The organism is Saccharothrix texasensis, from assembly GCF_003752005.1.
GTDB lineage: Bacteria > Actinomycetota > Actinomycetes > Mycobacteriales > Pseudonocardiaceae > Actinosynnema > Actinosynnema texasense.
Genome location: NZ_RJKM01000001.1, coordinates 7440607 through 7461960, shown reverse-complemented (window position 1 = coordinate 7461960; position 21354 = coordinate 7440607). Strand labels below are relative to the sequence as shown.

20 protein-coding genes are annotated in these 21354 nt (G+C 74.0%); 12 read left to right on the top strand and 8 right to left on the bottom strand.

Translation table 11 applies throughout. The annotated features are described in order from the left end of the window. The first annotated feature begins 9 nt into the window (after positions 1 to 9). Together EDD40_RS33560 and EDD40_RS33555 are read left to right on the top strand one after the other, a co-directional pair. Positions 10 to 2949 carry a helix-turn-helix transcriptional regulator gene (locus tag EDD40_RS33560; RefSeq protein WP_123746479.1) on the top strand — a complete coding sequence of 980 codons (2940 nt, stop codon included), beginning with the start codon at positions 10 to 12 and terminating at the stop codon, positions 2947 to 2949. A 60-nt stretch (positions 2950 to 3009) separates the two neighbouring features. Beyond that, complete coding sequence (locus EDD40_RS33555) at positions 3010 to 3696, top strand: peptidylprolyl isomerase (protein ID WP_123748476.1); 687 nt, start codon at positions 3010 to 3012, stop codon at positions 3694 to 3696. Here the strand turns inward: EDD40_RS33555 and EDD40_RS33550 are convergent. Next, the gene (locus EDD40_RS33550) at positions 3693 to 4418 is read right to left on the bottom strand and encodes a hypothetical protein (RefSeq protein WP_123746478.1); all 726 of its coding nucleotides are present in this window, start codon (positions 4416 to 4418) and stop codon (positions 3693 to 3695) included. The two genes, EDD40_RS33555 and EDD40_RS33550, sit on opposite strands and share 4 nt — an antisense overlap. Positions 4419 to 4514: 96 nt before the next feature. Between EDD40_RS33550 and EDD40_RS33545 the strand changes: the two genes are divergently transcribed. Then, a complete protein-coding gene (locus EDD40_RS33545) occupies positions 4515 to 5168 on the top strand; it encodes an MOSC domain-containing protein (protein ID WP_123748475.1) in 654 nt (217 codons plus the stop codon). 29 nt (positions 5169 to 5197) lie between these two features. On the opposite strand, the gene EDD40_RS33540 is transcribed toward EDD40_RS33545, so the two are convergent. Both EDD40_RS33540 and paaZ read right to left on the bottom strand, forming a co-directional pair. After that, the gene (locus EDD40_RS33540; protein WP_123746477.1) at positions 5198 to 6037 is read right to left on the bottom strand and encodes an aldo/keto reductase; all 840 of its coding nucleotides are present in this window, start codon (positions 6035 to 6037) and stop codon (positions 5198 to 5200) included. A 131-nt stretch (positions 6038 to 6168) separates the two neighbouring features. Beyond that, on the bottom strand, positions 6169 to 8193 hold the full coding sequence (paaZ, locus tag EDD40_RS33535) for a phenylacetic acid degradation bifunctional protein PaaZ (RefSeq protein WP_123746476.1): 2025 nt from the start codon (positions 8191 to 8193) through the stop codon (positions 6169 to 6171). Positions 8194 to 8331: 138 nt separating this feature from the next. Here paaZ and EDD40_RS33530 point away from each other — a divergent pair, with 138 nt between their 5' ends. From EDD40_RS33530 to EDD40_RS33520, 3 genes are all read left to right on the top strand, one after another. Then, positions 8332 to 9579 carry a glycoside hydrolase family 16 protein gene (locus EDD40_RS33530; protein WP_123746475.1) on the top strand — a complete coding sequence of 416 codons (1248 nt, stop codon included), beginning with the start codon at positions 8332 to 8334 and terminating at the stop codon, positions 9577 to 9579. 22 nt (positions 9580 to 9601) lie between these two features. Continuing rightward, the gene (locus EDD40_RS33525; protein WP_123746474.1) at positions 9602 to 10681 is read left to right on the top strand and encodes an acyl-CoA dehydrogenase family protein; all 1080 of its coding nucleotides are present in this window, start codon (positions 9602 to 9604) and stop codon (positions 10679 to 10681) included. Positions 10682 to 10747: 66 nt separating this feature from the next. Continuing rightward, on the top strand, positions 10748 to 11716 hold the full coding sequence (locus EDD40_RS33520) for an LLM class flavin-dependent oxidoreductase (RefSeq protein WP_123748474.1): 969 nt from the start codon (positions 10748 to 10750) through the stop codon (positions 11714 to 11716). 42 nt (positions 11717 to 11758) lie between these two features. Here the strand turns inward: EDD40_RS33520 and EDD40_RS33515 are convergent, their stop codons facing one another. Then, on the bottom strand, positions 11759 to 12136 hold the full coding sequence (locus EDD40_RS33515) for a chorismate mutase (RefSeq protein WP_246038000.1): 378 nt from the start codon (positions 12134 to 12136) through the stop codon (positions 11759 to 11761). 80 nt (positions 12137 to 12216) lie between these two features. Then, positions 12217 to 13116, bottom strand: coding sequence for a proteasome assembly chaperone family protein (locus tag EDD40_RS33510; RefSeq protein WP_123746473.1), 900 nt, complete (start codon positions 13114 to 13116; stop codon positions 12217 to 12219). 164 nt (positions 13117 to 13280) lie between these two features. Between EDD40_RS33510 and EDD40_RS33505 the strand changes: the two genes are divergently transcribed. The 4 genes from EDD40_RS33505 to EDD40_RS33490 all read left to right on the top strand — a co-directional run bounded on the left by EDD40_RS33505 (position 13281) and on the right by EDD40_RS33490 (position 16405). After that, positions 13281 to 13964 carry an aspartate/glutamate racemase family protein gene (locus tag EDD40_RS33505; protein ID WP_123746472.1) on the top strand — a complete coding sequence of 228 codons (684 nt, stop codon included), beginning with the start codon at positions 13281 to 13283 and terminating at the stop codon, positions 13962 to 13964. A gap of 78 nt (positions 13965 to 14042) precedes the next feature. Beyond that, on the top strand, positions 14043 to 14585 hold the full coding sequence (locus EDD40_RS33500; RefSeq protein ID WP_123746471.1) for a hypothetical protein: 543 nt from the start codon (positions 14043 to 14045) through the stop codon (positions 14583 to 14585). A gap of 285 nt (positions 14586 to 14870) precedes the next feature. Then, the gene (locus EDD40_RS33495) at positions 14871 to 15191 is read left to right on the top strand and encodes a YciI family protein (protein ID WP_123746470.1); all 321 of its coding nucleotides are present in this window, start codon (positions 14871 to 14873) and stop codon (positions 15189 to 15191) included. Next, positions 15188 to 16405, top strand: a complete 1218-nt coding sequence (locus tag EDD40_RS33490) for an RNA polymerase sigma factor (RefSeq protein ID WP_123746469.1) — start codon at positions 15188 to 15190, stop codon at positions 16403 to 16405. The genes EDD40_RS33495 and EDD40_RS33490 overlap by 4 nt, the downstream gene beginning before the upstream one ends. Positions 16406 to 16441: 36 nt before the next feature. Here EDD40_RS33490 and EDD40_RS33485 read toward each other — a convergent pair whose 3' ends face one another. Continuing rightward, positions 16442 to 17266: a TIM barrel protein gene (locus EDD40_RS33485; RefSeq protein ID WP_123746468.1), complete on the bottom strand. Its 825-nt coding sequence runs from the start codon at positions 17264 to 17266 to the stop codon at positions 16442 to 16444. Positions 17267 to 17495: 229 nt separating this feature from the next. Between EDD40_RS33485 and EDD40_RS33480 the strand changes: the two genes are divergently transcribed. Both EDD40_RS33480 and EDD40_RS33475 read left to right on the top strand, forming a co-directional pair. After that, complete coding sequence (locus tag EDD40_RS33480; RefSeq protein WP_123746467.1) at positions 17496 to 18752, top strand: YncE family protein; 1257 nt, start codon at positions 17496 to 17498, stop codon at positions 18750 to 18752. Positions 18753 to 18914: 162 nt separating this feature from the next. Next, positions 18915 to 19529 carry a TetR/AcrR family transcriptional regulator gene (locus EDD40_RS33475; protein ID WP_123746466.1) on the top strand — a complete coding sequence of 205 codons (615 nt, stop codon included), beginning with the start codon at positions 18915 to 18917 and terminating at the stop codon, positions 19527 to 19529. Here EDD40_RS33475 and EDD40_RS33470 read toward each other — a convergent pair. Then, positions 19510 to 20619 (bottom strand): Gfo/Idh/MocA family protein, encoded by a 1110-nt coding sequence (locus EDD40_RS33470; protein WP_123746465.1) that lies wholly within the window; start codon positions 20617 to 20619, stop codon positions 19510 to 19512. The two genes, EDD40_RS33475 and EDD40_RS33470, sit on opposite strands and share 20 nt — an antisense overlap. Next, a complete protein-coding gene (locus EDD40_RS33465) occupies positions 20616 to 21350 on the bottom strand; it encodes a sugar phosphate isomerase/epimerase family protein (protein ID WP_123746464.1) in 735 nt (244 codons plus the stop codon). Before EDD40_RS33465 ends, EDD40_RS33470 begins: the two co-directional genes overlap by 4 nt. Between the last annotated feature and the right edge of the window lie 4 nt (positions 21351 to 21354).

Sequence of the window (21354 nt, the reverse complement as noted above, 5' to 3'; positions counted from 1 at the left end):
GGTCGGCGCATGCACACCCGCGCGCCGGTCGTGGTCGGCCGCGACGAAGAACTCCACGTGCTCGACCGCATGCTGGCCGACGCGGGCACCCACCGGGGCCGCGCGGTGTTCCTCGTCGGCGAGCCGGGCATCGGCAAGACCCGGTTGGCGCGCTTCGCCGCCGGCGCCGCCTTCGACCGCGGCATGCGGGTGCTGCGGGGTCGCGGCAGCACGATCGGGCCGATCGTGCCGTTCCGGCCGCTGGCCGAGGCCCTGATGTCCCTGCTGCGCGCCGGGGACGGGCTCGACCTGCGGGAACTGGGCCCGTACCGGTCGGCGCTCGGCCGGTTGGCGCCCGACTGGAGCCCGGAAGCGGCCGGCGCCGAGGAGCAGCGGCCCGCGCACTCCGTGCTGGTGCTCGCCGAGGCCGTGCTGCGGCTGCTGGCCGTGGTCGGCCGCACGCGCCCGTGCCTGCTGGTGCTGGAGGACCTGCACGAGGCGGACGCCGAGACGCTGGCGGTCGTCGACTACCTGGTGGACAACCTCGACCAGGCGCCCGCCGCGCTGCTGGTGACCACCCGCGCCGACGCCGGCCCCACGCTGGACGTGGTCCGTTCGGCCGCGCAACGGCAGGCGGGCGTGCTGGTGGAGCTGCGCCGCCTGGACGAGCGCCAGGTGCGCCGGATGGTCGGCCTGTGCCTGGAGGCGGAGGACCACGAGGTGCCCGCCGAGGTCGTGCGGCGGCTGTGGGCGGACAGCGCGGGCAACCCGTTCGTGGTCGAGGAGATGCTGCACGGCCTGGTGAACGGCGGACTGCTGGTGCGCGGGCCGGGCGGCTGGCAGGTGCTGGGCGAACTGCGCATCGACGTGCCGTCGGCGCTGGTCCGGTTGATCGCGCACCGCACCGACCGGCTGGGGCCGCAGGGGCGCGAGGTGCTGTCGGTGGCCGCCGTGCTGGGCCACCGGTTCCCGCTGCCGGTGCTGCGCCGGGTGACCGGCATGGACGACCGGGCCCTGCTGTCGCACCTGCACGCCGGCGTGGCCGCGCAGCTCGTCACGCCGGACGAGCCGGTGCCCGACTGGTACGCGTTCCGGCACCCGCTGACCGCCGAGGCGCTGCTGGCGCAGATGCCGCCGCCGCACCGGGCGGAGCTGGCGCGGCGGACCGCCGACGCCGTCCGGGAGCTGCACCCCGACCTGCCCGGCGAGTGGTGCGCGCTGGTGGCGTCGCTGCGGCTGGACGCCGGGCAGACCGCCGAGGCGGGCGCGCTGCTGGCCGAGGCGGGGCGGCGGGCGCTGGCGGGCGGCGCGGCCGGGTCGGCGGTGCGGCTGCTCGACCACGCGCACCGGCTGCTGGCCAGCGAGGTGGACGTGGCGGTCCGCGCGGACGTGCTGGACTCGCTGCTGCCCGCGCTCGCCGAAGCGGGCCAGTTCGAGCGGGCGTTCGCGCTGGTCGACGCGGTGACCGAGCTGAGCGCCGCCGGGTTGGGCCGGGTGCGGCGGGCCGAGCTGCACACCAAGCTGGCGCAGGTGGCCAACACCGCGGGCCGGTGGACCGACGGCATGGCGCACGTGGAGACGGCACGCGCGCTGCTCGGCGCGGACGCGACCGACGAGCACACCGCGCGGCTCGACGCCGTGGCCGCGTTCCTGACGTTGAACCTGGAGGTGCCGGACCGGATCGAGTCGGCCGAGTTCCTGGCCAGGCGGGCGGCCGACGCGGCGAAGCGGGTGCCGCTGCCCGAGGTGGGCTGCGAGACGTGGCAGCTGCTCGGCGTGCTGGCCCGCGACCGGGACCTGGACGAGGCGGCCGAGTGCTTCACCCGGGCGCGGGCGCTGGCCGAGGAGCACGGGCTGCCGATCCAGCGGGCGTACGCGGTGATCCGGCAGGCCGGCCTGGACTGGCTGGCCGAGGGCACGGCGGCGGAGCTGGCCGAGGCGCGTGAGGAGGCGTTGCTGATCGGCGCGATCAGCGTGGCCTACAACGTGGACGCGATCCTCGGGCTGGACACCGTGCTGCGCGGCCAGTACGGCGCGGCGGCGGAGCGGCTGACCCGGGTCGTCGCGGACACCCGGCGGTTGCAGCTGCGGAACCTGACCCTCTACGGGTTGATGGCGCAGGCGACGGCGGCGGCGCACCAGGGCAGGCGGGCCGAGATGGACGCCGCGATCGAGGCGTTCGACGAGATCGGCGGGGTCGGCTCGCAGGAACGGCCGCTGTGCTTCGGGTTGGCGCGGGCGTTCTGCGCGCTGCTGGAGGAGGACCGGGTGGCGGCCGGGCACGACCTGGCGCGGGCCGTCGCGCACGAGGCGGAGACGCCGACCGTCTACCACCTGTCCGGTCGGCACGGGTTGCAACTGCTGCTGGACGCGTTGTCGGGCGCGTTGGACCTGGACGGCTACCGCGCGGTGACGCGGTCGGCGGCGGCCCGGATGCGGTGGAACCGCGGCTTCGCGCAGTTCGCGCTGGCCGTGCTGCTGGGCAGGCTCGGCCGGGAGGCGGAGGCGGCGCAGGCCGTGCGCGCGGCGCGGGAGGCGGCGGCGATCCACCCGCTGGCCCGTCACCTCGGGCTGCGGCTGGTGGCCGAGGCGGCGGTCGCCGACGGGTGGGGCGAGCCGGTGAGCTGGCTGCGCGGCGCCGAGGAGTACTTCCACCAGGCCGGGCAGCCCGCCGTGGCCAGCGCGTGCCGCGGTCTGCTGCGGCAGGTGGGCGCGTCGGTGCCGCAGCGGCGGACCGGGTCCGACCAGGTGCCGCGCGAGCTGCGGGCGCTGGGCGTGACCGTGCGCGAGTTCGAGGTGTTCCGGCTGCTGGCGGGCCGCCTGGGCAACAAGGCGATCGCCACCCGGCTGCACATCTCGCCGCGCACGGTGGAGAAGCACGTGGCCAGCCTGATCGCGAAGACCGCGCGGCCGGACCGGGAGTCGTTGAGCGCGTTCGCCGCGTCGCTCGGACCCGCCGACCGGCCCTAGCAAGGCGGTCGCGGGTCCGTTAGACCTGGTGCGGTGAGAATCCTGGTGGCAGTGGCGCTGATGACGGTCCTGGGCGGCGGGGTGGCGCAGGCCTCCCCCGGCACACCGGACGCGGGCACGCCGGACACGACTCGCGGGCCGTGCGCGTACACCGTGACGCCGGACGAGCCGGCCGCCCGGCCGGTGCCGCTGCCGCCCGACCCGCGGCACACGCCCGACCGCGGCCACCCCGAGGTGCTGTTGCAGACCAACCAGGGCCCCGTGCCGCTGGTGCTGGACCGCGCGAAGGCGCCGTGCACCGTCCAGAGCTTCCTGCACCTGGTGCGGAAGAAGTTCTACGACGACACGACCTGCCACCGGCTCACGGCGTACCCGACGTTGAAGGTGCTGCAGTGCGGCGACCCGGCGAACACGGGTGAGGGCGGTCCCGGCTACCGGTACGGGGACGAGCTGCCGACCGACCTGGCGCCCGTCCCGAACGACCCGACCGGCCTGCGCCGCGTCTACCCGCGCGGCACCCTGGCCATGGCCAACGCGGGCCCGGACACCAACGGCAGCCAGTTCTTCCTGGTCACGTCGGACTCGGTGCTGCGGCCGAACTACACCGTCTTCGGTCGCATCACACCCGCCGGGCTCGCCACCCTCGACGAGGTCGCCGCCGGCGGCATCGTGCCGAACCCGGACAGCGAGGTCGACGGCCGCCCGGCCCTGACCACGGACATCGAGCGGGCCAAGCGCACCCGCTAGGAGACGGGCGCGCTCACCCGGATGTCGGCGTTCCAGTCGGTGAAGCGGTGCAGGGTGCGCTGGAAGACGTTGTCCTCCAACGTCTTCAGCACCTGCTCCACCCGCACCGGCAGGTCGCCCGGACCCACCCACACGGTGGCGGACGCGGTGAAGCCCGACTCGTAGGCCGCCAGCAGCTGGGCGCGCCGCGAGCTGTCGGGCGTGCGCTCGGCCTGCGACCGCAGGTCGACCAGGAGCGTGTAGCGGCGCGTCGACACGCCGTCGAGCTCCTCGTCGCGCTGCTCCACCAGCAGGCTGCCGGCCAGCGACTCCACCACCGAGGCCGGGTCGACCTCGTCGGCCAGGCCGGCGACCGTGGTGTCCGCCCGCACGGGCGCGCGGTCGGCCAGGTCGAGCCTGGTCCAGGTGCCGCCCTCGGTGCGGGAGTAGCCGGCGTCGGCCAGCACGACGACGTCGGTGGACGAGTCCTGCCGCAACGACACCAGCCGGCCCTCGCGGGCGCGCAGCAGACCGCCGTCGAGGGTGACGCGCCGCCCGGTCATGGTGGTCTCGGTCGCGAACCGGACCGTGCCCTGCTCGTCGGCGCGGGCGGCCAGGCCGGTGATCAGCGTGGCGCTGTCGTCCACCGCCGGGCCGAGCGTCGGCGTCGGCAGGGCTGTCCGCTCCGCGCAGCCCGCCAGCGCCACCCCGGCCAGCAGCAACGCGACGACGGACCTGCGCATGTCTCCCCCCACGGACGGTGAACAAGGCCCATCCTCCCCCACCGGCGACCGATGAGGAGTGCGAACCCCGAAAGTGGCTCGGCTACCGTCGTGGTCATGCCTCACGTGCTCTCCGTCAACGTCGGCTCCCGCGTCGAGTTCGACCAGGCCGCCGTCGGCCACACCGGTATCGGCAAGCGCCCGGCGCCCGGCCCCGTGGAGGTCCGCGCGCCCGGCCCGGTCGGCAGCGGCCTGGTCGGCGACCACATCTCCGACGGCCGCCACCACGGTGGCGACGACCAGGCCGTTTACGCCTACGCGCGGGAAGACCTCGACGCGTGGGCGGTGGAGTTGGGTCGCGCCGACCTGCGGCCGGGCCTGTTCGGCGAGAACCTGACCACGGCGGGCGTCGACGTGTGCGGCGCGCGGATCGGGGAGCGGTGGCGCATCGGCGGGCTGCTGCTGCAGGCGACGAGCCCGCGCGTGCCGTGCCGGACGTTCGCCGGGGTGATGGAGGAGGACGCGTGGATGAAGACGTTCACCCGTCGCGGGCTGCCCGGCACGTACTTCCGGGTCCTGGAGCCCGGCACGATCACGGCCGGTGACGAGATCGTCATCGAGCACCGGCCCGACCACGACGTCACGATCGCGTTCGCGTTCCGGGCCCTGACGCTGGAGCCCGCGTCGCTGCCGGACGTGCTGGCGGCCGGCGACGACCTGACCGAGGACCTGCGACGCCGGGTCGAACGGCGGACGTCCGACCCGGCGTAGCCGGAGCCGCGCGAGGCGGCTCCCGGCGCTCAGGCCAGCGCGGACAGCTTCTCGAACTCCTCGTCGGTCAGCTCGATCCGCGCCGCCGCCACGTTCTCCTCCAGGTGCGCGATCGACGACGTGCCGGGGATCGGCAGCACCACGGGCGACTTGCGCAGCAGCCACGCCAGCGCGAGCTGCGCGGGCGTGGCGCCGTGCTCCTTGGCCGCCGCGTCGAGCACGCCGCCCGGACGGGCCAGCTCGCCGGTCGCCACCGGGAACCACGGGATGAACGCGATGCCCAGCTCGGTGCAGCGGTCCAGCACGGCCTCGTGCCCGCGGTTGGCCAGGTTGTACAGGTTCTGCACGCTCACGATCGGCGCGACGGCGCGGGCGGCCTCGAGCTGCTCGACGTCCACCTCGGACAGTCCGATGTGCCGGATCTTGCCCTCTTCCTGCAGCTTGCGCAGCTCGCCGACCTGGTCCTCCAGCGGGTAGTCCGGGTCGACGCGGTGCAGCTGGTAGAGGTCGATGCGCTCGATGCCGAGCCGGACGAGGCTGGTCTCCACGGCCTGCCGCAGGTACGCGGGCTTGCCGAGCATGGGCCACTCGTTCGGGCCGGTGCGCAGCAGGCCGCCCTTGGTCGCGATGACCAGGTCGTCCGCGTACGGGTGCAGGGCCTGCCGGATCAGCTCCTCGTTGATGTGCGGGCCGTAGGAATCCGCGGTGTCGATGAAGTTGACGCCCAGCTCGACGACCCGGCGCAGCAGGGCGATCGCGTTGTCGCGGTCGGCCGGGTACCCCCAGATGCCCTCACCGGTGAGCCGCATCGCTCCGTAGCCGAGGCGGTTGACGGTCAGGTCGCCGCCCAGCGAAAAGGTCTCAGACACCTCTGGTGCTCCTCGTGTGACTCAGGTGTTGCACGGTCTCTCCTCGCGCCAACCAGACGGAGTGCGCCGGTTGTTCCCGTTCGGGTTGATCATCTCGGCGCACGTCCACCTGGTGGACCCCTAACGGCCCCCTACTGCTTGGCGACGAGCGTGAGCACGTCGTACTTGGCGACCGACTCGCCCTTCTGGTTGACCAGGTCGGCGTCCCAGCGGACCTCGCCGTACTCCTGGTCCTCACGCGGGGTGATCTGCTTCGCGGTCAACGTCACGGTCAGCTCGTCGCCGGGGAACGTCGGCGTGAGGAACCGCAGGTTCTCCAGCCCGTAGTTGGCCAGCACCGGGCCGGGCTCGGGCGAGACGAACAGGCCCGCGGCGAACGACACGACCAGGTACCCGTGCGCGACCCGGCCGCCGAAGAACGGGTTCGCCGCCGCGGCCTCCTCGTCCATGTGCGCGTAGAACGTGTCGCCGGTGAACTCCGCGAAGTGCTCGATGTCGGCCAGCGTCACCGCGCGCGGCCCGGCCACCACCGTGTCGCCGATCCTCAGCTCCCGCAACGACTTGCGGAACGGGTGCACGTCCGTCTCGGTGCGCGGCGCGCCCGTCACCCACCGCCCGGTGACCGCGCTCAGCACCCGGGGGCTGGCCTGCACCGCCGTGCGCTGCATGTGGTGCAGCACGCCCCGGATGCCGCCCATCTCCTCACCGCCGCCCGCCCGGCCCGGACCGCCGTGCACCAGCATCGGCAGCGGCGAGCCGTGGCCGGTGGACTCCTTGGCGTCGTCGCGGTCCAGCACCAGCACCCGGCCGTGCCAGGGGGCCACGCCCAGCACCACGTCCCGCGCGAAGTCGGTGTCGTGCGTGACGACGGAGCCGACCAGGCTGCCCGCGCCCCGCGCGGCCAGCTCGACCGCGTGCCCGGCGTCGCGGTAGGCCATCAGCGTCGAGACCGGCCCGAACGCCTCCACCTCGTGCGGCTGGGCGTGGTCCGGGTCGGCCTTGAGCAGCACCGGTGACAGGAACGCGCCGCGCTCGGCGTCGGCGTCCACCACGTCCACGCGGTCCGGCGAGCCGTAGACGACGTCGCCGACCTCCATGAGCGCCTTCAGCGAGCGCCGCACCTCCTCGCGCTGCTCCAGCCCGGCCAGCGCGCCCATCCGCACGCCCTCGGTCGCGGGGTTGCCGATGACGACCTTCGCCAGGCGTGCGGCGGCGGCGTCGGCGACGGCGTCCAGGAGGGAGGCGGGGACCAGGGCGCGCCGGATCGCGGTGCACTTCTGGCCTGCCTTGACCGTCATCTCGCTGACGAGCTGCTTGACGAACAGGTCGAACTCGGGGGTGCCCTCGACCGCGTCCGGGCCGAGGATCGAGCAGTTCAGCGAGTCCGCCTCGGCGTTGAACCGCACGCTGTTGCGCACCACGGTCGGGTGGGTGCGCAGCTTCTGGGCAGTGGACGCGGAGCCGGTGAAGCCGACCAGGTCCTGGCCGGTCAGGTGGTCGAGCAGGTCGCCCGCGCCGCCGGTGACGAGCTGCAGGGAACCTTCGGGGAGCAGGTCCGAGGCCAGCATCAGCTCGACCAGCTTCTCGGTGAGGTAGGCCGTCTGGGAGGCGGGCTTGATCAGCGACGGCACCCCGGCGATGAACGCGGGCGCGAACTTCTCCAGCGGGCCCCACATCGGGAAGTTGAAGGCGTTGATCTGCACGGCCACGCCCCGCAGCGGGGTGGCGACGTGCTGGCCGACGAACGTGCCGCCCTTGCTCAGCGGCTCGACGTTGCCGTCCACGTAGACGTGGTCGTTGGGCAGCTCGCGCTTGGCCTTGCTCGCGTAGCCGAACAGCACGCCGATGCCGCCGTCGACGTCGATCAGGGAGTCCGTCCTGGTGGCGCCCGATCGGGCGGACAGGGCGTACAGCTCGTCGCGGTGTTCCCGCAGGTGCGAGGCGAGGGCCTTGAGCAGGGCCGCGCGCTGGTGGAACGTCAGCTCCCGCAGCGCCGGTCCGCCGACGCGCCTGCCGTGGTCCAGCGCCGCCGCCATGTCGATGCCCTGCGACGAGATCCGGGCGATCTCCTCGCCGGTCACCGCGTCGTGCAGCGGCGCTCCTTCGACGGACGGGGCGTGCCAGCGACCTGACACGTAGCTGCGCAGCATGGCCATCGGGTGTCGACCTCCTCGTCGGGCCGGTGGGTGTCCCGGCATGACCCGACAGTAAAGCCTTCCCACTTTCATCGTGACTTGATTCAAGGTCATGCAGTAACTTTTGGACCGGCCGCCGCCAGAGTGAGAGGAGTGTCGATGAGGACACGAGTGGTGGTGAGCGCGGTCGTGCTCGCCCTCAGCGGGCTGGTCGGGCCGGCCGCCCAGGCCGCCCCTGCCCCCGCCCCCGCGCCGGGCGCCGCCGACGTGGGCGCCATGGCGGTGACCTTCGCCGAGGAGTTCAACGGCTCGGCGGGCACGCGGGTCGACGCCTCCAAGTGGAACACGGAGGTCGGCGACAACAACGGCAACAACCGCGAGCACCAGTACTACACGACGTCGGCGAGCAACGCGGCCATGGACGGCGCGGGCAACCTCGTCATCACCGCGCGCAAGGAGAACCCCGGCAACTACAACTGCTGGTACGGCCGGTGCCAGTACACCTCCGCCCGGATCAACACCGCCGGCAAGTTCACCACGACCTACGGCAAGGTCGAGGCGCGGATGAAGATGCCGCGCGGCAAGGGCATCTGGCCCGCGTTCTGGATGCTGGGGCAGGACATCAACTCCGGCAACCCGTGGCCGAACAGCGGCGAGATCGACATCATGGAGTTCCTGGGCCACGACCTGGACACCGTGTACGGCACCATCCACGGTCCCGGCTACTCCGGCGCGGGCGGCGTGGGCGCCGCCTTCAACGGGCCGAACTTCGCCGACGGCTTCCACACCTTCGCCATCGAGTGGTCGCCGACGGGCATCGCGTGGTCCGTGGACGGCAACGTCTACCAGCGCCGCACGCCCGCCGACGTGAGCGGCAAGCAGTGGGTGTTCAACAAGCCGTTCTTCATCATCCTGAACCTCGCGGTCGGCGGCGAGTGGCCGGGCTACCCGGACGCGAGCACCACGTTCCCGCAGCAGTTCGTGATCGACTACGTGCGCGTGTCGACGGCGGACGGCAACCCGCCCGCCGGCGGCCGGATCACCGGCATCGGCGGCAAGTGCGTGGACGTGGCCGGCGCGAACTCCGCCAACGGCACCCCCGTGCAGCTGTACGACTGCAACGGCACCGCGGCCCAGCAGTGGTCGCGGCCGGGTGACGGCACGATCCGCGCGCTGGGCAAGTGCCTGGACGCGGCGTCGGGCGGCACGGCGGACGGCACGCTGGTCCAGCTGTGGGACTGCAACGGGAGCGGCGCCCAGAAGTGGGCGGTGAGCGGCGCCAACGACATCGTGAACATCCAGGCGAACAAGTGCCTGGACGCGCAGAACAACAGCTCCGCCAACGGCACCCGGTTGCAGCTGTGGACCTGCCTCGGCTCGGCCAACCAGAAGTGGGCCGTGGCGTGACCGGACCCGGCATGATCAAGGCATGCACAGCCTGATCAGAGCGGAAGCGGCCAAGGCCGACCACGACCGCCGTCTCTCCCCGGCGGTCGTGGCGGCACTGGTCGAGGCGGGCGCGACGCGGATGCTCGCGCCCGCCTCCCTCGGCGGCGGCGAGGTGGACCTGCCGTCGTGGGTGGTGGCGATCGAGGACCTGGCCCGCGCGGACGGGTCGGCCGGGTGGACCGCGATGACGACCAGCGCGACGTCGTCGCTGGCCTGGTACCTGCCGCCGGACACGGCCACCGAGGTGTTCGGCTCGCCGAAGTCGGTGATCGCGGGCACGGCCGCCCCGGTGGGCGTTGTCGTCGCGGCGGACGGCGGCCACCACGTGACCGGCCGCTGGGGCTGGGGCAGCGCGGTGCCGCTGTGCGACTGGGTCGTCGGCGGCGCGATGACCCCGGACGGCCCGCGGCTGATGATCTTCCCGTCGGCCGACGTGACGGTGCACGACACCTGGCACGCGACCGGCCTGCGGGCGACGCAGTCCCACGAGTGGGAGGTCGCGGACGCGTTCGTGCCGGCACGCCGCCAGGTGTGGCCGCCGGCTCTGCGGGTGCCCGGACCGCTGCCCGCGTTCCCGTTCTTCGCGTTCCTGGCCGTCGGGGTGGCGGCGGTGGCCCTGGGGATCGCCGCCCGGTCGGTCGAGGAGGTCGAGGCGCTGGCGGTGACCAAGACGCCGCAGCACGGCCGAGGCCTGCTGGCGGAGGAGGCGGACGCACAACGCGACCTGGGCACGGCCGAGGCACGGCTGTCGGCGGCGCGGGCCTTCCTGCGCGCCGAGGTGGCGGCCCGGTGGGCGGCGGCGGTGGCCGGCACGCCGAGCACGCCGCAGGACCGGGCACGCCTGCGCCTGGCGTGCTCCCACGCCGCGGCGGAAGCCTCGTCGATCACCCGCCTCGCGTTCGACGTCGGCGGCGGCACCTCGGTCTTCGAGTCCTCGCCGCTCCAGCGCTGCCTGCGGGACGCCCAGGTGGCCGCCCAGCACGCCATGGTGTCCCGCCGCCTGTTCGAGACCTACGGCAAGGTCAAACTGGGCGTCCCCACCGACACCACCCGCCTCTGACCCCTCCCCCTCGCCCGGTGGTCCGCTGACCGGAATGTGGTGGCGGCCGGAACCGTTGACCTCGTCGTGAGGCTTTCCGTGCTGGACCGGTCCCGGGTGCGGGCCGGCAGCGGCCACCCCGAGGCGCTGCGCGACACGGTCGCGTTCGCCCGCCAGGCGGAACAGCTCGGCTACCACCGCTTCTGGGTCTCCGAGCACCACGGCGTGCCGGGCGTCGCCGGGTCCGCGCCGACGGTGCTGGCGGCGGCCGTCGCCGCGGCGACGTCCCGGATCAGGGTCGGCACCGGCGGCGTGATGCTGCCCAACCACCAGCCGCTGGTCGTCGCCGAGCAGTTCGGGGTGCTGGAGTCGCTGTTCCCGGGCCGGATCGACATGGGCCTCGGGCGGTCCGTCGGCTTCATCGAGGCGGTCCGCAAGGCGTTGGGCCACGACCAGGAGGACGCCGCCGACTTCGGCCGCGGGCTCGCCGAGCTGCTGGGCTACTTCACCGGCGACCGGGCGGTGCGCGGCTACCCGGCCGACGGCCTGCGCGTGCCACCGTTCGTCCTGGCCACCGGCGCGGGCGCCCGCGTGGCCGCCGCGCACGGCGTCCCGCTGGTCATCGGCTCGTTCCGCGGCGAAGACGCCATGATCGACGCCATCACCGCCTACCGCGCCGGGTTCCGCCCGTCGACCTGGGCCGAGGAGCCGTACGTGGTGATCTCGTCGACGGTGGCCGTCGCGGACACCGCGGAGGACGCCTGGCGGCTCCTCGTGCCGGAGGCCTGGGCCATGGCCCACTCCCGCACCCGAGGCGACTTCCCGCCGCTGAGCGCGCCGGACGACGTCCTCGCCCAACCGATGACCAGCCGTGAGCGCGGGCTGTTCGAGCAGTCGCTCCGAGGCCACGTCCACGGCACGCCGTCGGAAGTCGCCAAGGCCCTCGACCACCTCGTCCACCGCACCGCCGCCGACGAGGTCCTCGTCACCACCAGCACCTACGACCGCGCCGCCATGCTCGACTCGTACCGCCTGCTGGCCGGCCTGTACCTCTGACCGGCTCCCCCGCTCACCGCCCTCGAACGGGCCGGCGACCGGTCACGCGCCGGACGGGCTCCCGGCATCCCGGCCCGCGGCGTGCTGCGCCAGCTCGACCTCGATGAACGCCCCGATCATCGCCCGCCACACCGCCTCCGCCACCACGGGCTCCAACCCGGCCGCCGCCGCCCGCTCCCGCACCGACGCGATCACCTTCGCGACCCGGTCCGGCGCGCGGACCGCCTGGTCGTCCACCTTGAACGCCGCGGCGGCCCGCACCAGGTCCTGCCGTCGCGCCAGCAGGCGCACCAGCTCGGAGTCGATCACGTCGATCCGCGCCCGGACCTCGTCCAGCGAGGCCGGCGGCAACGCCGGGGCCGGGGTCGGCGTCGCAGGCGAGGACGCGGAGTCGAAGTCGGGCACCCCGACATCATCCACGACCCACCCGGTCGGGCACCGGCCCGCCCGGCCCCGCGCGGTGTGGTGCGGGGCCGACCGGTGGTGTGGTGAGCGGCCGGTCAGTGGTCGCGTTGCTGTTCGGCCAGGAAGCGCTCGAACTCCGCGCCGAGCTCGTCCGCGCTGGGCAGCTGTTCGTCGTCGTTGATCAGCAGGTTGTCCGACGCCTCGGTGAAGGCGTCGTACTGCCGCTCCAGCGCCTCGACGACCTGCGCGACCTCCGCCGACTCCGACACCTGCCGGGTGATCTCGGCGTCCGTGCGCCGGGCCGCCTCGTTCAGGGCGGCGGCCTGGACGACCAGGCCCGTCGACTTCGTCAGCGCCTGGAGCAGGCTCAACGCGGCGGCGGGGTAGGTGCCCTGCGCGAGGTAGTGCGGCACGTAGGCGGCGAAGCCCATGGCGTCGTGGCCCGACTCCCCGAGCCGCAGCTCCAGCAGCGCCGACAGGTTGCCCGGCACCTGCACCCGGCTGAACGGCGAGCCCTCCACGACCAGCTCCGGCCTGGTGGCGTGCGAGATCACCGACAGCTTCCGGGTGTGCGGGACGCCCATCGGGATGCCGTGGAAACCGATCGCGAGGCGCAGGCCCCACCGCTCGATCAGCGACCGCACCGCCGCGGCCACCGCTTCCCACCGGCGGTCCGGCTCGGGACCGGTCATCAGCAGGAACGGCGTGCCCACCGCGTCGTGCATCAGGTGCACCACCAGCTCGGGGGCGTCGTAGGACTCCCACCGGTCGGTCGCGTAGGTCATCGTCGGCCGCCGGGCGCGGTAGTCGATCAGGTCGTCGACGTCGAACCGGGCGATCACCCGGTGTTCGTGCACCTCCAGCAGGTGGGCGGCCAGGGTCGCGCCCGCCGCACCGGCGTCCATGAAGCCGTCGAAGTGGTGCAACAGCACCGCTCCGGTCAGGTCCGGGACGTCGGAGTCGACCTCGAACAGATCCTCCGGGTCCAGCGCCACCGCGTGCCTCCCCAAGTGCTCACATGCCAGTCCTCCCCTCCGTCAACGTCGGCCGACCACTGATCCATTCCCCGATCCCGTCGGGCATTCGAGCGAGACGGACGAGCCACGGCGGCAGAGCTAATCCGGTTGCCCGTGGACGGCGGGCCGACACAATCGTCGCCATGCGAACCATCGGGTTGATCGGCGGCATGAGCTGGGAGTCGTCCGCCGAGTACTACCGGCTGCTCAACGAGGAGACGCGGCGCCGGCTCGGCGGGCACCACTGCGCGCCCAGCCTGCTGCTGACCGTCGACTTCGCCGAGATCGAGCGGTTGCAGCGGACGGGCCAGTGGGAGCGGTCGGGCGAGCTGCTGGCCGAGGCCGCGCGCAAGCTCGAAGGCGCGGGCGCCGAGCTGGTCCTCTTGTGCACCAACACCATGCACAAGGTCGCCGACGCCATCACGGACGCCGTCAAGGTGCCGTTCGTGCACATCGTGGACGCCACGGCCCGGAGGTTGACCGGGTACCGCAAGGTGGGCCTGCTCGGCACCCGGTTCACCATGGAGCAGGACTTCTACCGCGACCGGATGCGCGCGCACGGCGTCGAGGTGGTCGTCCCGGACGAGCCGGACCGCACGCTCGTGCACGACGTGATCTACCAGGAGCTGACCCGCGACCGGGTCGAGCCGGCGTCGCGCGCCGCCTACCGGGACGTGATGGCACGCCTGGTCGACCGGGGCGCGGAAGCGGTGGTCCTGGGCTGCACCGAGATCACCCTGCTGGTCGACCAGTCCGACAGCGCCGTGCCGCTGGTCGACTCCACCCGCGTCCACGTCGAGGCGGGCGTCGACCTCGCGCTGGCCTGAGGCCGGGGCGGGCACCCGGATCGACGGTCGGGGATCTCCCTGAGGCCCGCCACGCCGGCGTGCGGCAGAGTGGACGGCATGGAGCTCACCCCGCGCGCCCTGTTCGGCCTGGCCAGGACGACCGTCGAGACCGCCGTGTCGGTGCCGGGCCGCGTGCTCGACCTGCTCGGCGCGGCGGAGGCCGTCGTGCGCCGCGCCGACGAGATGGTCACCCGCACCGAGCGGGTGCTGGCGGAGACCGAGGCGCTGGTCGGGCGGGCGAAGGCGGTCACCGCGGCGGCCGAGGACGTCACGACCGACGTCGGCCGCACCGCCCGGACGTCACGCGAGCTGCTGGACAGCTACGCGCCCATCGCGCAGAAGGCGCAGCCGCTGGCTCAGCGGTTCGTGGACGACCTGTCGCCCCACGAGGTGGACGCCGCCGTGCAGCTGGTGGACCAGCTCCCGGTGCTGACCAAGCACCTGATCGAGGACGTGCTGCCGATCCTGGCCACGCTGGACCGCGTCGGACCGGACATCCACCAGCTGCTGGAGGTCACCAACGACGTCCGGCAGGCGATCCTGGGCATCCCCGGCTTCACGTTCATGCGCCGCCGCGGCGAGGCCAAGGAAGACGACTAGGCGCGCCGGGAACGTCGCCGGCGTGGGTGGAGCTGCTCGGCGACCGGCGGTCCGACCCCGACGAGCGCTTCGCACTCGCGTCGGTTGCTCCTCGTCGAGCTCGGGCGCACACGGCCGGGTCACCGGGTGGCTTGGCGACGGGTTCCGGCGCCGCGTCGAGCAGCGCGGCGTCCGCCTCGGTCGCGGCCGGCTCCCTCGCCGCGGAAAAGATCTCAGGCGGGGTGTCCTGCTCGGCGGACCCCGTTCGTCGTAGTGGTGGAATGCACCGGACGACAGGGGAGACCGATGAAGTACATGCTGCTGATCTGCGTCGACGGCGACATCGAGCCGACCGAGGGCGACCCGACCATCGAGCAGTGGCTGGCCGAGGTCGGGGACCGGCGGCTGGACGGCTCCCAGCTGCGGTCGGTCCAGGACGCCACGACCGTGCGGACGCGCGGTGACGAGGTGCTGCTGAGCGACGGGCCGTTCGCCGAGACGAAGGAGCAGATCGTCGGCTACGACGTCGTCGACTGCGCCGACCTGGACGAGGCGATCCGGATCGCCTCCCGGCACCCGTGCGCGCGGTTCGGGTCGGTCGAGGTGCGGCCCTTCTACACCGGATGACGGTCGAGGCGGAGGTCTCGGAGCTGTTCCGGGCCGAACGGGGGCGGATCGTGGCGACGCTGATCCGCCTCACCGGCGACTGGGACCTGGCCGAGGAGTGCGTGCAGGACGCCTTCGCGCGGGCGCTGGAGTGCTGGCCGCGCGAAGGCGTCCCCCAGCGTCCCGGCGCGTGGTTGACCACGACCGCCCGCAACCGCGCGCTGGACCGGTTGCGGCGGTCGAGCGTGGAGGCGGCGAAGCTGCGGGAGGTGGTGGCGACGCCGGACGACTCGCCCGGGGTGGAGGACGACGGCATCGGCGACGACCTGCTGAGGTTGGTCTTCACGTGCTGCCACCCGGCGTTGACGCTGGAGGCGCGGGTCGCGCTGACCCTGCGCACCGTCGCCGGCCTGACCACGCCGGAGATCGCGCGGGCGTTCCTGGTGCCGGAGGCGACGATGGCCAAGCGGCTGGTGCGGGCGCGGCAGAAGATCCGCAACGCCCGCATCCCGTACCGGGTGCCGCCGGCCCACCTGCTGCCCGAGCGCACGGGTGGCGTGCTGGGTGTGCTGTACCTGTTGTTCAACGAGGGCTACGCGGCCGGCGGTGGCGCCGACCTGTCGCGGCGGGACCTGTGCGTGGAGGCGATCCGGCTGGCGCGCACGCTGGTCGCGTCGATGCCCGACGAGCCGGAGGCGGTCGGGCTGCTCGCGCTGGCGCTGTTGCAGGACTCCCGCCGGGACGCGCGGTTCGACCACGCGGGCGACCTCGTGCCGCTCGACGAGCAGGACCGGTCCCGGTGGGACGGCGCGCAGGTCGAGGAGGGCGTGGCGCTGCTGGACTCGGCGCTGCGCCGCGGCCGGCCGGGTCCGTACCAGGTGCAGGCCGCCATCGCCGCCTGCCACGCCACGGCCGCGCGGGCGCGGGACACGGACTGGCCCCAGATCGCCCTGCTCTACGGCGAGCTGGTCAAGCTCGTCCCGTCGCCGGTCGTGCGGTTGAACCGGGCGGTGGCCGTGGCGATGGCGGACGGCCCGGCGGCCGGGCTGGCGCTGGTGGACGACCTCGCCGACGAGGTGACCGGTCACCTGCTCCCGGCCACCAGGGCGGACTTCCTGCGGCGCCTGGGCCGCGGGGCCGAAGCGCTCGCCGCCTACGAGCGGGCCCGCGCCCTGGCCCCGACCGACGCCGAGCGCCGCCACCTCACCCGCCTGATCGGCGCGTTGGGCGGGTGAGGTGGCGGCCCGGGAGCCGCGTCTCGCGCGCGGGCCTCAGAACCGCAGGTCCACCAGGTAGTCGTACCCGACCCGGGCGGTGACGAGGGCGTCGCGCGGCTGGTCGTTCTCCACGATGTACTCGGTCACGTTCGCGGCCCGGAAGATGGCCGCGAAGTCGATCGTGCCGGTGCCCGGGTCGGCGAACGACCCGTCGGCCGCCCGGTCCTTCACGTGGAACTGCCGCACCCTGGGGAAGTTCGCCCGGTGCACCGCCACCGGGTCGACCCCGCCGACCACCGCCCAGTACAGGTCCAGCTCCAGGTGCACGTTGCGCGGCGTCGTCCCCGCCGTGATCACGTCGAACGGCCGGACGCCCGCCAGCTCGGCGAACTCGTGCGCGTGGTTGTGGTAGCCGAGGCTCAGCCCGGCGCGCCGCAACCTGTCCCCCGCCGCCTCCAACCGCGCGGTGAACGCCCGCCACTCCGCCAGGGTCGCGTGGTCCACCCACGGCACCACCACGTACCGGTGCCCGAGGGTGCGCGCGTCGGCGATCACCTGGTCGAGGTCGCCGTCGATGCCCACGTGGCCGGACGTCGCCCGCAGCCCGCACCGCCGCAGCACGGCGGCGAACTCGGCCGCGCCGCGACCGTACGTGCCGGCCAGCTCGACCTTGCGGTAACCGATGTCCGCCAACGCCGACAGCACGGGTTCCGGGTCGTCGCCCATGATCCCGCGCAGGGTGTAGAGCTGGATGCTGATCGACTCCTTCGGCACGCGGCGGCGGCGGCGCGGGTGGCCGGCGGCGGACGCGGTGGCGGGCAGGGCGACGGCCGCGCCGGTGGCGAGGGCGGTGCCGAGGAACGTGCGGCGGGACGGCATGGGTGACTCCTCGATCAGCTGACGTCGATCGTCCGGGCATCGCGGCGACGGGCTTGTGGTCCAGCTCACAACGCAAGTGCGCGCGCCATTCTGTTCAGGACCAACCGAAGTTCGCAAGACTTTTGCCAGTTCTAGACAAAAGTCAGGACCGAACGGTCGAAGCCCCCGCCGTCGCGCGCACGGTCCGTCGACACCGACGCCCCGGCCCGCGGTGGTCCACAATGGGCCGGTGGACGTGCTGCCGTGCGGGCATGCCGCGTACGCCGCCGACTCCCGAGGCTGCGCGCACCTCGTCGTGGAACGGCCCCCTGACCACTACGGGTGGTTCACCGGGGTCGGCTTGGCCTACGACCGGCTCTGCGAGGCGTGCGCGAAGCGGGACGACCCGCCCCTGATCGTGCTGTGCGTCGGGTGCGAGGAGCGGGTGGAGGACTACAGCGACCTGGTCGGCTGGCTCGGCCGGCCGGAGGTCCGCCGGCACGACGCCGATCCCGGTGGCACGTGGACGAGCGCCGACTGCGCGGCGGAACCGCTGAACGCGTGGAGCGTGGCGGCGTTGCCCGGCGGGTGGCTGGTGCTCACCGAAGCCGGTCTGGTGCGCGTCGACGGGACCGGGACGGCGTTCGTCGCGCCGGTGTCGCTGCCCGTCGAGCCGGCGGACCTCCGCTCGCCCGACCCGCCGCGCCCGGCGCTGCACACCTCGCCGGACGGGCGGCACGCCGCGGTGGTGACCGACTTCGGCCGGCACGGCGTCGTGCTCGACCTGGTCGCCGGCGCGCCGGTGCTCACCCTGGACCGGGGTGACTACCGCTACCGCCAGACGTGCTTCCCGCTGGCGTTCGTCGGCTCGGACCGGGACGCGGTCGTCGTCGCCGCGACCGACTGGAACCGGCTCGACGCGATCGACCTCGCCTCCGGCCGGCTGCTCACCGAGCGGGTGACGGCGTGGTCGGGCGACGGGCCGAAACCGGAGCACTACCTGGACTACTTCCACGGCGCGCTGCTGCTCGACCCGTCGGGGCGGTGGCTGCTGGACGACGGCTGGGTGTGGAGCCCGTCCGGCGTGACGCTCGTGCACGACGTGGCGGCGTGGCTGGGCGGCGACGCGCACGCGACCGAGCACGGCAGGCAGCTCGCCGTGCGGGAGGCGTGGGACGTGCCGATGGCGTGGCTGGACGAGCGCACCGCGGTGCTCCAGCCGATCGACCGCCACGACCGGCCGGCGGTCGCCGGCGTCGAGGTGCACGACGTGGTGGACGCGCGGCGGGTGGCGGCGTTCGCCGGCCCGGTCGGGCGGATGTGGGGGCACGACGGCCTGCTCTACGTCGGCACGGCGGCGGGGCTGGAGGTCTGGGACCCCGTGGACGGCGCGCGGACGGGCGTGGTCGAGGGCTTCACGCCGATCGCGCACAACCCGCGCACCGGCAGGTTCGCCGAGCTGGCGGCCGGACGGCTCAGGACGTGGACCCCGGAACCACTGCCGTGAGCCCGGCACCGCCGCGTCGGAGTCGTCGCTCCACGCAGGAGGTCCCCTTGATCCGCGCGCGGGCCCACGTCGTGTTCTCCGGCAGGTCCTCACCACCCAGCACATCTCCGGCGGCGAACTCACGAGGCGCGCCGCCGGCGGACCGTGCGGCATGATGTCCGCGTGCGCGAGACGACGGCGGGCCCCGCGACCGGCGGTTACGCGAAGGGCCGCATCCGGCGCGAGGACATCATCACCGCGGCGGTCGCGGTGTACGGGGAGGCCGGGTACCACGGGTCGTCGTTGCGCGAGATCGCCAAGCGCGCCGGGATCACGCACGCGGGGCTGCTGTACTACTTCCCCACCAAGGAAGCGCTGCTCGCCGCGGTGCTGGAACGCCGTGACGCGGAGGACGCCGAGCGGGAGCAGCTCCAGGCCGCTCCCGGCGTCGACGTCCTGCGCCACTTCCTCGCCCTGGCCGAGCACAACGTGCGCCACCCCGGCATCGTCGACCTCTACTCGCGGCTGGCCGCCGAGGCCGTCGCCGAGGACCACCCGGCGCACGACTACTTCGTCCGCCACTACCGGGCGGCCCGCGAGGGCGTGGTCGGCTCGTTCCGGGCCCTCGCGGACCGCGGCGAACTCCGCCCCGGCGTCGACCCGGCGGCGGCGGCGCTGACGTTCGTCGCGTTGATGGACGGCTTGCAGGTCCAGTGGCTGACCACGCCGGACGAGGTCGACCTGGTCGGCTCGTTGCGGTTCTACCTCGGTGGCCTGCTCACCGTCCCGCTCGGCTGAGGGTCGTCGCGGTCGGGTCCCAGTCGACCGGCAGGGCGGGTGGCGGCTCGACCGTGCTGCCGACGTCCACCGCGCGCCCCGACCCGATGGACCGCTCCACGGCCAGCATGGCGTCCAGCACGTGGTAGGCGAGCTCGCCGGAGGCGCGTTCCGGCTCGCCGGCCCGGATCGCCCGCGCCAGCTCCAGCACACCCGTGCCGCGCGTCGCCTGGTGCCCCTGCGGCGCAAGCGTTTGCACGCCGTCGAACAGGTGCACCGCGGTCGCGCCGCCGAAGCCGTTCGGGTCGGGCAGCACGGCGGTGCCCAGCGTCCCGGCGACCTCCACGAAACCCGTGCGGGACAACGCCGAGTCGAAGCTGAACACCGCCTGCGCGGTGCCGCCGCGCTCGAACTCGACCAGGGCGGTCACCGTGGTCGGCACGGTCACCGCGAACTCGACGCCCGCGCGCGGCCCGGAGCCGATCACCCGCGTGTCCCGGGCCCGACCGCCGGTGGCGGTGACCCGGCTGATCGGGCCGAGCAGGTGCACCAACCCGGTCAGGTAGTACGGCCCCATGTCGAGCAACGGCCCGCCGCCCGCCTGGAACAGGAACTCCGGCGCGGGGTGCCAGCTCTCCGGGCCCGGCGTCTGGAACAGGGCCAGCGCGGTGCGCGGCTCGCCGATGCGACCGGCGTCGACGGCCCGCCGCGCGGTCTGCCACCCGGCGCCGAGCAGGGTGTCGGGCGCGCACGCGACGCGCAGGCCCCGCCGTGCGGCCAGGTCGAGCAGGTCGCGCGTGCCGCGCAGGTCCAGCCCGAGCGGTTTCTCCACCCAGACGTGCTTCCCGGCCTCGACCGCGGCCCGGCTGACCGCGACGTGCGCGGCGGGCACGGTCAGGTTGACCACGATCCCGATGTCCGGGTCGGCCAGCAGCTCGTCCACAGTGGACGATCGCGGCACGCCGTGCCGGATCGCCCGCGCCGCCGCGCGTTCCGGGTCGAGGTCGGCCACGGCCCGCACCCGCACGTCCGGGAAAGCGGTCAGGTTGCGCAGGTACTCGTCGCTGATGACGCCCGTGCCGACGACCCCGACGCCGACCGGGGCGCTCACGCCGCGACCTCGGCGAGGAACGCGTGGCTCTCGGCCAGGCCGGCGAACAGGTCGCCGTCGTAGGCGTCGAACTCGACCACGCGCAACGCGTGCGGCGCGGCGGCCAGCACCTCCGCCACCGGCACGCGCCCCTGACCGGCCGGGACCTGGCCCGACGCGTCCCGCGCGAGACCGCCGTCCTTGACGTGGATCGCGTGCACGCGATCGCCGAGGCGGCGCAGCAACGCGGGCGCGTCCTCGCCGCCGACCGTCGCCCAGTAGGTGTCGACCTCCAGCACCACCTCGGGGTCGAGGCGGTCGGCCAGCACCTCGAACGCGCTGCGGCCGTCGATCCGGGACGCCAGCTCCCACCAGTGGTTGTGGTAGCCGACGCGGACGCCGTGCCCGGCGGCGACCCGGGCGGCGGCGTTCAGCGCGGACGCGGTGGCGGCGATGTCGGCCGGGTCCCGCCAGCGCTCGGCGTCCACGTACGGGTCGATCACCACCTCGATGCCGCACTCGGCCGCGGCGGCGAAGACGGCGGCCTGGTCGGCGCCGATGAGCTGCGCGTGCGCGGTCGGCGCGGTGAGGCCGTGCTCGGGCAAGGCGGTGCGCAGCACGTCGGCGTTGTCCAGGACGCCGTAGGGCTCGACGTGGGTGAAGCCGATGGCGGCGAGGCGCCGCAGGGTGTCGGAGGGATCGGCCGCGAACGCGTCGCGGACGGAGTAGAGCTGCACGGAGGTCCTGCTCATCACG